The following is a 12,894-nucleotide window of genomic DNA, read 5'->3' as shown; positions in this document are numbered from 1 at the left end:
AGGCACAAGGTAAATCGGGGTGCTGTATCCTATTGTTACGCTTTGTATTGGAAAGTGATTGCCCCACTCCCCTGCGAACAAGCTATGAGAGCTCAACTCTGCCTCGTCCATTCGGTGACAAATGCTGCCTGATACCCGATTGCCGCGCGCCTTCGCCTGCCTGAGCCTTGCTCTGCTCCTCGGCGCTTGCACGACAGCCGATCCGAAATTGCCCAATGCAGCGTCGATTCCGCTTCCCGAACCATCGCCACGGCTTGCAAATGCTGCAGACGCCAAGCCGCAACCGAAATCTTCGGCCAGGTCCGTCGATGGTCTGATCTCGAAATATTCCGTTGCCTATGCCGTACCGGAATCGCTGGTGCGCCGCGTCGTGCAACGTGAGAGCAGGTTCAATCCCGCAGCCCGCAACGGTCCGTATTGGGGCCTGATGCAAATGCTGCCCGCGACCGCACGTGGTATGGGGCATGATGGCAGCGCCAAGGATCTGCTCGATGCCGAGACCAATCTCAAATATGGCGTGCGATATCTGGCCGGGGCTTACAAGGTCGCCGGTTACAATCCGGACCAGGCTGTGCGACTTTACTCACGCGGCTATTATTTCCAGGCCAAGCGCAAGGGCATGCTGGACGTGTTGAAGCCAGCGTCGCCGGTCGAAACCGCTGCCACTGCCGAACCTGCTCCGGTTACCGGAAATGCCGCAGTGGCTGCGACCGCCCAGACTGCAACACAACCCTTCGCACCGGCAGTTGCTCCGGCCGCAGCGCAACTCGCATATGCGGGCGATCAAGTCGTTCTTCCCGCGATGGTCCCGTTGCCGTTCGAGCGTCCCGAAATGATCGACACCGTTATGCCGGCCACCAGCGGTGGAAGTGGTGCACAGGCCCGCGTCCCTGCCCCACTTTGAGCGTTTCAGCCGCGGCAATCGCCGCCGTCAGATAGTCTTTCGCTTCAGTCACAGCCTCACCTAAATCAAGGCCTTTAGCCAATCCGGCAGCTATCGCAGCGGCCAGAGTGCAGCCAGTGCCATGGTCATTCTTCGTGATGATGCGCGGGCTCGAAAAGCGCTGCATCGTGACACCGTCGAAAAGCAGGTCCGTGCTCATCTCGGATTTCGCGTGACCGCCCTTGACGAGCACCGCCGCCGCCCCCAGCGCCAGCAGTTTTTCCGCCTGCCGGGCCATCCCGGCCTCGTCCTTTGCTATAGGCTCACCTGTCAGCAATGCCGCTTCCGGCAGATTGGGTGTCAGCACCACGGCGCGTGGCAGAAGAAGCTGGCGCAATGCTTCAATAGCCTCTGGCTGCAACAGGCGGTCCCCCGAGGTGGCGACCATAACCGGGTCCAGTACCACCCTTCTGTTCCAGTTTTCTAGCGCGTCGGCGATCGCCTCGATCGTTTCGACCACGCCGACCATTCCGATCTTTATGGCCTTGACGTCGATATCCGACAGGACAGCATCGATCTGCGCGCGGACTATGCCAGCCGAAAGATTCTCGATGGCGGTCACTCCGCGCGTATTCTGCGCGGTGATCGCCGTCAGAACGCTGGTGCCATAAACGCCAAGCGCCGAGAACGTCTTCAAATCCGCCTGTATGCCCGCGCCCCCGCCGCTGTCGGAACCGGCAATCGTCAATGCAATGGCTGTCATGTCCGCTCCTTCAGAGCCGCATCGACCGCCGCCAGCAGTGCGGCAGTCGCACCTTGCGGATCGTCCTGCCGGAAGATCGCCGAAATCACCGCCACGCCATCGGCTCCGGCTGCAATCGCAGGCGGCGTACGCGCAAGATCGATGCCCGCGATCGCGCCGATCGGCAGGTCGGGCTTCACATTGCGGATGATCGGCGCCAGACGGCTGAACCCTTCAAAGCCGATAGGCTGCAGATTTTGCTTCGCCGGCGTCTCGAACAGGCCGCCAATGCAGGCATAGTCGATATCCGCCTCGATGGCCGCTCGGGCGTCTGCTTCGTTCTTGACCGTCAGGCCGATGATCGCGTCCGGTCCGAGCAGACGGCGCACATCTGCCACCAGCATGTCCTCGCGCCCGACATGTACGCCTTCGACGCCCGCAGCAAGCGCTACGTCGATGCGGTCATTGACCACCAATGGCACCCCCGTCCCGTTCAAAGCCGCGTGGATCGCTCTCGCCCGCTCCACCATAAGTCGCGTCGGCGAGTTCTTGTCACGGTACTGGATAATCGTCGCGCCACCGCGCGCGGAGCTAAGCGCAAGCTGGCCGAGATCTTTGTCGCCGCCGATAGCGTCGACATCGACAATGGCGTTGAGCCGGTAATCTACTTTTGGCATGGGTTCTCTCTTTGGGTTGAAATATTCAGTATAAGTCCACGGCGATGTCTTCGACCTTGGGGACGCTCTTGATCAGTCCTGCATCGTGCATGAAGACACCGAACCGTTCGTAGCGGCCGCGATCGAGCGCAGCGGGCCGCTTGGCAAAGCGCGGCAGCGTGTCGATCCAGGCCTGCTTGTTCAACGGATTGTCGAGGTCCGGATAAGCCTTGATGAAGAGCTGCCAGGATTCTTCCGGGTGGTTGGTCAGATAGATCGCCCCCTTCTCCACCGCGCCGAGAAAGCGCTTGAGCCGGTCGTCCTTGAGCAAATCCGGATGAGTGACGAAAATAAGCTCGTCATAGGGAGGCACGCCATGTTCCTCCGGGAAGAAGGCGAGCCCCTTATGCCCCTCCTGGGCCATCTGCGTCAGCTCGAAATTGCGATAGGCACCGACGGTCGCATCCACCTGCCCGGAAATCAGCGAGGTGGAGAGGGCAAAGTTGACATTGATCAACTCGACATCCTTGGTCGACAGGCCCTCCGCTTTCAGCATGGCGCCCAGCATCGCGTCTTCGAAGCCGGCGACAGAGAAGCCAACTTTCTTGCCCTTCAAATCCTTCAAGCTTTTGATTGGTCCGTCCGCCAGTGTCATCACCGTATTGAGCGGCGTTTCGACCAGCGTGCCGAACCGCACCAGCGGCAGGCCTTCAGCATGGTCGAAAAAAAGCGTGGGCTGATAGTGGATGGCGATGTCCGCCTGCTTCGCCGCAACAAGGCGTGGCGGCGCTGCCGGATCAGCCGGCGGGATCAGCTCGACATCGAGACCGGCCTCCGCGAAGTAGCCCTTCTCTTTGGCGATGACCAGCGGCGCATGGTCGGGATTGACAAACCACTCCAGCAGAACAGTCAGCTTGTCGGCGGCCATGGCCTGACAGGAAATGCCGGAGGCAGAAACGGCGAGACCGACCATGAAAATCAGGGGAAGAATGCGAAACATCGAAGATCCTTTTACATGCGATGAAATGGGGGAATTGTCATGTCTCCCGCGCCCATGGCGTCAGCCGTCTTGCCAGCGCGTCCACAAGGAAGCGCAGGACAATCGTCAGCGTGGCGAGGATGATGAGGGCGGCAAAGAGTGTATCCGTCTGCATGCGCGCATTGGCTTGCAGCATGACGAAGCCGAGACCGCGCGAAGAACCAACCCATTCACCGATGACGGCGCCCATAGGCGCGAAAACCGCCGCGACGCGCAAGCCGGAACCCAGTGCGGGCAAGGCGCTCGGCACGCGCACGAGGAACAGTGTCGCGAGGGGTGATGCCTGTGTCAGCGCCGCCGCGTCGAGCAGGTCCTGATTGGTGCGCTGCAGGCCGTCGGCGAAGGCGGAGGCCACCGGAAAGAATATGATGAGGCTCGCCATGACGACCTTGGAGGCAAGGCCAAAGCCAAACCACAGCACCAGCAGCGGTGCGATCGCAAAAACCGGCAACGCCTGCAGAACGAGCATCAGCGGCCAGACGATCCGCCGGAAACCGGGCACGGCGCATACGAGAAGCGCAGTAACGATGCCGGCCAGCGCCCCGAATATCAGCCCAAGGATGATCTCCACCAGCGTGATGGCCGCGTTGGTCAGCAGATAATGCTGCTCCTCGACCAGCGTAGCGATAACCGTCAATGGCCCCGGCAGGATGAAACGCGGCGGTGCCATCACCCAGACAATCATTTGCCAGCACAGGACCACCGCCAGCAAAGCTGCCGCTATCTGCAAAATCAAGCGCATGGCGCTGTTCACGCCACTACCGTTTTTGGCGGAGAAATTTCAAGGGAACGGGCACGGTCTGGACTCCATCATGATCGGAGATCCGGATATGTGCGAAGACAAGATTTGAGGTGTGCGAAGAAGGCTCAATTCCCGTTCCTACGCCGGCATAACCCGGATCAGGTTCAAGGGTCCAGCTCGACGCTATCTCAGCACTGTGCAGTGCCCCCCTCGGAATGAAGTCATGATGGAGCGGCGCAACGACAAAGTCAATTGCACCGCAGGGTTGTTCTTGGTCTAGTGTGTCAGGCGGACGTTTTCGTTATCGACGGCCTTGCAGGACGATTTTATTCTGTAAAAGAAGTCCGGCTGTATGACGTTATCAGCGCTACCACCGTCTTCCCACGCGTGCTTGTGATCAGCACCATCGCAGCTCAACAAGTCCAGAACGGGGGGTGTTGAACCTTTTGGCAACCGCACGTCATCTACAAAGAGATTGTTCACTGTGAGGGGATCATCAGTACGCAAAGTAGAGTTGTAGCCCGCATACGCCGAATTTGAACTTGCTTTACAGGTGACGGTATTACCCGTTGAAGTGTTCCGATAGCCAATATCGCAACCATCGGTTTTTACTTCCATTTTCAGATACAGCGTTTTGTAGTCACCAAGCTGGAAAGTTACTGGCGAATCTAGACCGGGTACGGTGGTGCCGGTACCTCGTCCCCCCTCTCCGCTATGGTCCTTTGCGGTATAGGCGATTGTTCCCACGACCGTTTCCTTGCCGTCCTTCACTCCAACGATGGAGATGCGTTTGAACCAGTAGCCAGTAACCTTGTCGATTGTGATCGTCGCCGTGGTCGGCTTTAGCGGCGCCAAAGCTGTCGCCGTGACACCGATCGGCACCGAGTTCTTGTTCAGCACGCGCATGAACGTCGTACCTGATAGGCCGTTGAGGGAGACCGTAACAAGCTGGTTGTCTGCCTTGAAATTAATGGTAACGGCATTTGCAGCTTGTTCGCCGAGGTTGGCTTTCAGGTAGGCACGTGCCCGTGCCTCCGCTTGAGCTGAATTCGTGCCAATATAGATCGAAGCGCCGGCCAATGCGGCCGAATCGGCAGCGTTCTGCAATTTTGACCGCTCATTGCTTGCAAGGCTGTAATCCACAGCGAGGCCGGTCATGCCGAGAAGCGGCACAAGCAGCAATCCGAATGTTACCGCTGTTGCTCCGCTACGGTCTTTGAGGAATTTTGTAAATTTTTTCATTGGCCCACTCCGTCGTTACATGGACCATTGAATCTCCGGCGTAAATTCGTGCTTAGTAAATTCATTCATATTTTCACGATCATGCTCCGGCAGCACGATTTCTGTGAAATCATTGTTGGAATGGTAAAAAACCAATGAAGATCGTTAACTTTAAGGCTGGATATCCGGCCTGACGAAACCCTGGCTCGCGACGAGAAGATTGCGTGTGTAGTCCTGCGTGACCTTGCGGTTGACAAGTTCCGATGCCGTCAGTCGCTCCACCTCGGCACCATTCTGCATGACCATCAGCCGATCGCACATGTGAGTTACAACGGCGAGATCGTGGCTTACCATAAGGAAAGTCAGTTTCCGGTCGCGCCTGATCTGCTCAAGCAGGTTCAGCACCTCCGCCTGCACCGAGGCATCTAGCGCCGATGTCGGCTCATCAAGCAGCAGGATCGACGGTTCAAGGATCAGCGCCCGGGCGATGGCGACGCGTTGACGTTGCCCGCCCGACAGCTGGTGCGAATAGCGGAAACGGAAGCTCGATCCCAATCCCACTTCATCGAGTGCGCGCAGGATGCGTTTTTCGATATCACTGAACCCATGGATCACCAGCGGTTCCAACAATAACCGATCAACGGTCTGGCGTGGGTGCAGCGAGCCGTAAGGGTCCTGGAATACCATCTGCACTTCGCGGTAAAACGTCTTGGTACGGGACGAACCCAGCGTTTTGCCGTTGACCGTGATCATCCCGGCGCTGACCGGCGCCAGACCTGCGACAGCGCGCAGCAATGTGGATTTTCCCGAACCGGATTCACCGACAAGACCGAAGGATTCCCCCGGCGCAACATCGAAGCTGACGCCGCGCAGGGCGAGAAAGCGATCGAATTTCACTTCCAGCTTTTCAATGACCAATGCTTTGGATTGGGATGGTGTCATGCCGCCCACTCCGGCTTGCGGTCAAGCACCGGCAGCGGATGCCGGTCGGCACCGATCTGCGGCATGCAATTGAGCAAGCCTTGCGTGTAGGGATGCTTGGCATTGTGCAAGTCGGTTGCAGCAATCTCCTCAACGATCCGCCCCGCATACATGACGATGACGCGGTCGCAGAACGATGAAACCAGCCGCAGATCATGCGAAATGAAGATCAGCCCCATGCCGCGATCCCGCACCAGATTGTCGAGGATCCTCAGCACGTCGAGTTGTACGGTCACGTCCAGCGCGGAAGTTGGCTCGTCGGCGATCAGCAGCTCCGGCCCGGTGATCAGCATCATGGCAATCATGGCGCGCTGACCCATGCCGCCGGAAACCTCATGCGGATGCAAATCGTAGACCCGTTCTGCATCACGGATTTGTGCGGCGGCAAGCATGTCGAGCGCCCGTCTGCGTGCCTCGGCCTTGCTGACCTTCTCATGCGTCCTGAGCGTTTCGACGATCTGCCGGCCGATACTCATGACAGGATTGAGCGAATATTTGGGGTCTTGCAGGATCATGGCAATGCGGTTGCCGCGAAGGCTTCGCCGCTGCTTCACCGAAGCCCCCAGCAAGTCGATGCCGTCGAAGTTGAGCTTCTGTGCAGTGATCTTCGCATGTGGCGGTGTCAGCCCCATGATGGCGCGGCCGGTCTGCGACTTGCCTGAACCGGACTCGCCGACAATGCCAAGCCGCTCGCGTCCAAGCGTGAAGGAAACGCCGCGCACCGCATCGACAGTGCCCGTACGGGTCGGAAACTGTACCCTCAGATCCTCGACGGTCAGCATGGTGCTCATTGGTTGCTGCCTCGCGGGTCGAGCGCATCGCGCAGGCCATCGCCTAGAAGATTAAAGCCGAGGCTGACGATGAGGATGGCAAAGCCCGGCGCTGCCGCAACCCACCATTGATCCATAATGAAGCGTCGTCCTGAGGCGATCATCGCGCCCCATTCCGGCAATGGCGGCTGTGCACCGAGGCCGAGGAAGCCAAGCCCGGCGGCGGTCAGGATGATTCCCGCCATGTCGAGCGTTACGCGCACGATCAGCGATGAGAGACACAACGGCATGATGTGACGCAGCACGATGCGAATCGGCGACGCACCCATCAGCCGCACCGCGGCGATGTAGTCGGAGTTACGCACGGTCAGCGTTTCAGCGCGTGCGATACGCGCATAGGGCGGCCAGGAGGTGATCGCAATGGCAATGACCGCGTTCTCGATGCCAGGTCCGAGGGCGGCGACGAAGGCAAGCGCAAGAATAAGCTTGGGAAACGCCAGGAATATATCGGTGATGCGCATCAGAATTGAATCGGTCCAGCCCCCGGCATAACCGGCGATGGTTCCAACCAGAAGCCCGATAGGTGCTGCTATGATGGCGACGAGGATAACCACATACAGCGTCAGCCGCGAGCCATAAATCAACCGCGAAAGGATATCGCGGCCCTGGTCATCGGTACCGAGCAGATACTCGCCGCCCGGCGGCAACAGGCGTGCATTGCGCAAATCGCCAACCACCGGCGAATGCGGCGCAAGCACATTCGCGAAGGCGGCGACGAGCAGAAGTGCGATGATGATGCCGAGACCGACAACAGCCAGCTTGTTGCTGGCGAAGCGGCTCCAGACCAGATAGGCCCGGCCCAGCCGCGCCTGCATGCGCGATTGCGGCCGGTCGCTCATCAGCCATTCGCGGCGGGAAAGGGGGCGTGTTGTCATCTCAAAACCCACAAAATTGGGTAGAGGGCGGCGAAAACGTCGATTTTTGAGCACCGGAGCGCAGTGTACTTTTGGGTACATGAGCACCGGAGCACAGAAAATTGACGTTTGCAGCCCGCTCTGGCAAATTTTTCATCGTGCGCGCGTCCGTGGGTCAAGCGCCCGGTACAGCAGATCGGACAAAAGGTTGATGGCGACGAACACCGTTCCGATGATGATCGTGCCGCCCAGTACCGCATTCATGTCGGCGTTCTGCAGCGAATTGGTGATGTAGAGCCCCAGACCCGGCCAGGAGAAAACTGTTTCGGTCAGCACCGAGCCCTCGAGCAATCCGGCATAGGACAGCGCGATCACCGTGACCAGCGGCACCGCGGCGTTGCGCAGGGCATGGCCCCAGATGATGCGCGTCTCGGAAAGGCCCTTGGCCCGTGCGGCAACGATATATTCCTGTTCCAGCTCATTGAGCATGAATGATCGCGTCATGCGGCTGATATAGGCCAGCGAAAAATAACCGAGCAGCGAGGCAGGCAGGATGATGAAGCTGAAAATGTTGCGAAACGCTTCCCAGTTCTGCTGCAGAACCGCATCGAGCAGATAGAAGCCGGTGATAGGCGTGAATGTGTATTCGTAGACGACGTCGATGCGGCCCGGACCCGAAGTCCAGCCGAGCTTGGCGTAGAACACGACAAGACCGATCATTCCGAGCCAGAATATCGGGACCGAATAACCGATGAGGCCGATGACGCGAACGATCTGGTCGATGATGCTGCCGCGTTTGACTGCCGCGAGAACCCCTAGCGGCACACCAAAAACCGCGCCGATGAGCGTGCCGAATGTCGCAAGCTCCATCGTGGCGGGGAAGACGCGCCTTATGTCCTGCATCACCGGGTTGGTCGTCAAAACCGAATTGCCGAAATTGCCCTCCAAAACGCCTTGCACATAGATGAAAAACTGCCGGTAAAGCGGCAGATTGAGACCGAGTTCTTCACGCACCCGCTCGACGACGTGGGCGGGCGCCCTGTCGCCAACGATGGCAAGAGCCGGATCGATCGGAATGACGCGTCCGATGAAGAACGTTACTGCGATCAACCCCAGGAACGTGATGATGCCGATCAGGACGAACCTGCCGGCGGCCCAAGCGAAGTTGGAAGCCCAGGCGCCCGTGCGCCTGGACTCCAGTTGCATGTCGGGGTTGGTCAACGGTACGAGCCCCGGATCACTTCGAGATATTGAAAACGTAGTTGGTGTCGAATGACGGTCCGAGCTTGAATCCCTTGAGGTTCGAACGATAGCCCGCGACTTCGATCTGCTGGAAAATCATGATGAATGGGCTGGTTGCGAGAACTTTTTTCTGCAGGTCCTGATACATCTGGGCTCGTTTGGCGCCATCGCGCTCAAGCAGAGCCGCCTTGGTTTCCTTGGTCAGTTCCGGCACATCCCAGGCATTGCGCCATGCGAGCGTCTTGTTGGTGCCCTCATCGGAATTGTTGGGGTTGTTGGTGAATGTATCCGCATTCGAATGCGGATCCCAATAATCCACGCCCCACTGGCCGATATACATATCATGGGTACGCGCACGGTACTTGGTCAGCGTCTGCTTACCATCGCCCGGAATGATCTCCATCTTCACGCCGCCCTGAGCGAATGTCTGCTGCACGGATTCGGCAATGCCCGTCACCGGCTGATTGTTGCGCACGTCCATGGTAACGGTGAAACCATCCTTCAGGCCTGCCTTTTCGAGCAGTTCCTTGGCTTTGGCGACATCGAGCTTGTAAGGGTTCTCGTCGAGTTCGCCGAGGACGCCCTTCGGCAGGAATGTCTGATGGATTTCGCCAATGCCCTTGATCAGCTTTTCGCCGATCGCGTCGTAATCGACGAGATATTTCAGCGCCTCGCTTACGCCGGGCTTGGCAAGGTCCGCGTTCTTTTGGTTAAGGCTGATGTAGTAGACGGTGCCTTTGGGCGCGTTGGTGGTCGCAATGTCGCTGTTCTTGACCACCTGCTCCAGATCATTGGGCTCAAGATTGCGGGCAATGTCGATATCGCCCTTTTCAAGCAGCAGGCGCTGGGCCGCGCTTTCCTTCACATGCCTATAAATGACACGCATCAGAGGCGCCTTTGTGCCCCAGTAGTTGTCATTGCGTTCCAGAACGATAATTTCGTTGGCACGCCAGTCTCGGATCTTCATCGGACCGGAACCCGCATAGGCGGTCTTCAGCCAGGCCCAGCCGAAATCATCATTGACGACATGCTCGGAAGTGAGCTTCTTGTCGACAACCGAAGCAACCGTCGCAGTCAGGCAGTTCAGGACGAAGCTCGGTGCATAAGGCTGATCGACCGTGAACACAAAGGTCGAAGGATCGGTTGCCTTGGCCTTTTCGGCGACATTGTCCGGCTTCAGGCCGAACTGGGTCAGGATGAACGCCGGGCTCTTGTCGAGCTTGACGGCGCGCTCGAAGGACCAGGCGACATCATCGGCCGTGACCGGATTGCCCGACGCGAATTTCAGGCCCTGTTTCAATTTGAAAGTATAGGTCAGGCCATCGTCGGAAACCGTCCAGCTTTCGGCAACGTCTGCAACGACCTTCGAAGGATCGTTGATATCGAGCCGAACGAGCTTGTCGTAAGTATTGCCGTTGATTTCACCAGTGGTGAGCTCGAAAGCTTCAGCGGGATCGAGCGTTATCACGTCATCGATGGCGAAGGCTTCGACCAGCGTATCGGCCGGCGTCTCGGCCCATGCTGGTACGCCGGAAAGCAACATCGTGGACAGCGCCGCGCTGCCGAGCAGAAGCCGGAATTTCGGGTTTATTTGGTTCATCAACATTGTTCTGGTTCCCTGTTTTATGAGCAATTTGACTTTTTTAATTTTCTTCGTGCCAGGCCGAGCGTAATACCCGCAGCCAGTTTTCGCGGCAGATTTTTGCCAGGTCATCTCCGGAGTATCCGGCGTCGCGCAGCGCCGCGACGAGATTTTGATTGCCGCTCGCATCGGCAATCTCGCCGGGGATTTTAGCACCATCGAAATCAGAACCAAGTGCCACGCAATCGATACCCATTCGGTTAACCATGTAGTCGATGTGGCGCACCATGTCGGTCAGCGGCGTATCGGCATTTTCACGTGCGTCGGGGCGCAGCATGGCCACCGCATAATTCAGCCCGACGAGCCCCCGGCTTTCTCGTATGGCATCAAGCTGCTTGTCGGTGAGATTGCGTGCGACAGGCGTCAACGCGTGCACATTGGAGTGACTGGCGACAAGCGGCTGATCGCTGATCCGCGCCACATCCCAGAAACCCTTTTCGGTGATATGCGCGAGATCGATGAGGATGCCGAGACGATTGCATGCCTTGACCAGTTCTTCGCCGATCGCGGTGAGTCCGGGTCCCGTATCCGGGCTCATCGGATAGGCGAAGGGCACACCGTGGGCGAAGATATTGTTGCGGCTCCACACTGGACCGAGCGAACGCAAGCCGGCGGCGTAGAACACATCGAGCGCGGCCAGATCGGCGCCAATCGCCTCGCAGCCCTCCATATGGAGCACCGCAGCGAACATATCGTTTTGCATGCACTCGGTAATCTCGGCCGTGCTGCGGCACAATTTCCAGCCGCCGAACCGCTGGAGCTTCAGCGCGATCGAGGCCATTTCCAGCGCAATGTCGAGGGAGGAAGAGCGCTCCAGCGGCACTGCGAGCGGCGTCGAATAATGGCCGTTGGCGTCTGGCGCTTTGAAGGCAAGATCCCCGGATGGAACGTAAATCGCGCAGAGCCCGCCGATCAGTCCGCCCTTTAGCGCCCTGATCTTGTCAATGTGACCGGAAGTGGTGCCTTCGATGAACTCCTGAACCGGATCGGCGCCGTCTCTCGAATGTTTCCACAACCGGTAAAGCACATCGTTGTGACCATCGAAGACAGGCTGCATTTCAATTCCCGATCAGATTGACTTGAAAAAAGGCCATATGTTCGCCGGGTAATCTTTTGTCGACCCCTCGGCGCCCATCGCCTTTTTCGACAAAAGATCATGATGCCCGCGAACAGGCAAGAGAGTTGTTGTACAAAAGTATAAAAAGCCGCTCAGGGGGGCCAACGCCCAACAGGCGTAACCTGCAGGTCGTAGTGCGCCTGCGTCGGTGACGAATGGATGTTGCAAGGAGAGGAGCCCATGCAACATGGCAAATATGGGCTGCTAAAGTGGGTAGCCATCTTGATGGCAGCGCCCATATGACCTATATTCTTCCAAAATTGGAGTATCCGGATGGCCGAACCTCAATTGTCTGTGCGCAGCGCCAGAGCACGCGACTTGGCACATCGCCTGGCGAGCCGTGAAAACAGATCAATCGCCGAAATTGTAGAGCGGGCTCTTGAGTCCTATGAAATCCGCGAAACCGGCCGGGAGCCAGCGTCGGCATTCTACAACCGCCTGTCAAAAGATGCCGGTACAGATATCGATCTGGAGGCTGTCATCCGGCAAGGGCGCCGCGGCCATCCGGGTCCTGAGCTTTGATATTTCTAGACACCAATGTTCTTTCCGAAACCTTACGCAAGGCGCCAAACGAGGCTGTGATCTCTTGGCTCGTCCGGCATGATTCAGAACTGGCTTTACCGACTGTAACGATCGCAGAGATTGCGTTTGGCATTCAGAAGATATTGCCCGATCAACGGGCCCTTCGCCTCGAGCGGGGTCTCTCGGACTGGCGTCGGCGTTTTGCTGACCGCATATTTGGTTTAACCGAAGAGGCAGCGATGGCTTATGGCGAGATCATGGGAACCGCCACACGGCAAGGATCAATAATGTCGGCTCCTGATGGTATGATTGCAGCCATTGTTCGGGTGAATGGCGGCCGTTTAGCCACCCGGAATGTTACCGATTTCAGCACAACTGGCCTGGACCTCATCTCTCCTTGGGAAAGATGAGGCAATAACCTCT

13 protein-coding genes, 1 pseudogene and 1 riboswitch are annotated in these 12,894 nt (G+C 58.1%); of the genes and pseudogenes, 3 read left to right on the top strand and 11 right to left on the bottom strand.

All coding sequences use genetic code 11. From position 1 onward, the window contains the following. Window positions 1–199: 199 nt before the first annotated feature. Window positions 200–784, top strand: a pseudogene (locus C7476_RS28600) (transglycosylase SLT domain-containing protein); the annotation flags it as partial. A gap of 61 nt (window positions 785–845) precedes the next feature. Here C7476_RS28600 and thiD read toward each other — a convergent pair. The 11 genes from thiD to C7476_RS00130 form a co-directional block, all read right to left on the bottom strand. Beyond that, the gene (gene thiD / locus C7476_RS00180; protein ID WP_114427917.1) at window positions 846–1,646 is read right to left on the bottom strand and encodes a bifunctional hydroxymethylpyrimidine kinase/phosphomethylpyrimidine kinase; all 801 of its coding nucleotides are present in this window, start codon (window positions 1,644–1,646) and stop codon (window positions 846–848) included. After that, the gene (gene thiE / locus C7476_RS00175; RefSeq protein WP_114427916.1) at window positions 1,643–2,302 is read right to left on the bottom strand and encodes a thiamine phosphate synthase; all 660 of its coding nucleotides are present in this window, start codon (window positions 2,300–2,302) and stop codon (window positions 1,643–1,645) included. The genes thiD and thiE overlap by 4 nt, the downstream gene beginning before the upstream one ends. 25 nt (window positions 2,303–2,327) lie before the next feature. Continuing rightward, on the bottom strand, window positions 2,328–3,254 hold the full coding sequence (locus C7476_RS00170; RefSeq protein ID WP_114428500.1) for an ABC transporter substrate-binding protein: 927 nt from the start codon (window positions 3,252–3,254) through the stop codon (window positions 2,328–2,330). A gap of 64 nt (window positions 3,255–3,318) precedes the next feature. Then, complete coding sequence (locus C7476_RS00165; RefSeq protein WP_114427915.1) at window positions 3,319–4,062, bottom strand: ABC transporter permease; 744 nt, start codon at window positions 4,060–4,062, stop codon at window positions 3,319–3,321. 118 nt (window positions 4,063–4,180) lie between these two features. Then, a riboswitch (TPP riboswitch) is annotated at window positions 4,181–4,283 on the bottom strand. A gap of 55 nt (window positions 4,284–4,338) precedes the next feature. Next, entirely contained in the window at window positions 4,339–5,304 is a 966-nt protein-coding gene (locus tag C7476_RS00160) for a TadE/TadG family type IV pilus assembly protein (protein WP_114427914.1), read from the bottom strand. 150 nt (window positions 5,305–5,454) lie between these two features. Next, window positions 5,455–6,225: an ABC transporter ATP-binding protein gene (locus tag C7476_RS00155; protein WP_114427913.1), complete on the bottom strand. Its 771-nt coding sequence runs from the start codon at window positions 6,223–6,225 to the stop codon at window positions 5,455–5,457. Next, a complete protein-coding gene (locus C7476_RS00150) occupies window positions 6,222–7,055 on the bottom strand; it encodes an ABC transporter ATP-binding protein (RefSeq protein ID WP_114427912.1) in 834 nt (277 codons plus the stop codon). Before C7476_RS00150 ends, C7476_RS00155 begins: the two co-directional genes overlap by 4 nt. Further along, window positions 7,052–7,969, bottom strand: a complete 918-nt coding sequence (gene nikC, locus C7476_RS00145; RefSeq protein ID WP_114428499.1) for a nickel transporter permease — start codon at window positions 7,967–7,969, stop codon at window positions 7,052–7,054. The genes C7476_RS00150 and nikC overlap by 4 nt, the downstream gene beginning before the upstream one ends. A 132-nt stretch (window positions 7,970–8,101) precedes the next feature. Beyond that, window positions 8,102–9,154, bottom strand: a complete 1,053-nt coding sequence (locus C7476_RS00140) for an ABC transporter permease (protein ID WP_114427911.1) — start codon at window positions 9,152–9,154, stop codon at window positions 8,102–8,104. Between the two features lie 31 nt (window positions 9,155–9,185). Next, window positions 9,186–10,796 carry an ABC transporter substrate-binding protein gene (locus tag C7476_RS00135; RefSeq protein WP_181872301.1) on the bottom strand — a complete coding sequence of 537 codons (1,611 nt, stop codon included), beginning with the start codon at window positions 10,794–10,796 and terminating at the stop codon, window positions 9,186–9,188. A 37-nt stretch (window positions 10,797–10,833) separates the two neighbouring features. After that, the gene (locus C7476_RS00130) at window positions 10,834–11,889 is read right to left on the bottom strand and encodes a dipeptidase (RefSeq protein WP_114427910.1); all 1,056 of its coding nucleotides are present in this window, start codon (window positions 11,887–11,889) and stop codon (window positions 10,834–10,836) included. A gap of 333 nt (window positions 11,890–12,222) precedes the next feature. On the opposite strand from C7476_RS00130, the gene C7476_RS00125 reads away from it, so the two are divergent. Both C7476_RS00125 and C7476_RS00120 read left to right on the top strand, forming a co-directional pair. Continuing rightward, window positions 12,223–12,471 carry a plasmid stabilization protein gene (locus C7476_RS00125; RefSeq protein WP_114427909.1) on the top strand — a complete coding sequence of 83 codons (249 nt, stop codon included), beginning with the start codon at window positions 12,223–12,225 and terminating at the stop codon, window positions 12,469–12,471. Then, window positions 12,468–12,881, top strand: a complete 414-nt coding sequence (locus C7476_RS00120) for a type II toxin-antitoxin system VapC family toxin (RefSeq protein WP_114427908.1) — start codon at window positions 12,468–12,470, stop codon at window positions 12,879–12,881. Before C7476_RS00125 ends, C7476_RS00120 begins: the two co-directional genes overlap by 4 nt. The last annotated feature ends 13 nt before the right edge of the window (window positions 12,882–12,894 follow it).

It is taken from the genome of Phyllobacterium bourgognense (assembly GCF_003337575.1).
GTDB classification, from domain to species: Bacteria; Pseudomonadota; Alphaproteobacteria; order Rhizobiales; family Rhizobiaceae; genus Phyllobacterium; species Phyllobacterium bourgognense.
The sequence above is the reverse complement of the archived record's forward strand: the minus strand, read 5'-3'. Positions and strand labels throughout refer to the sequence as shown.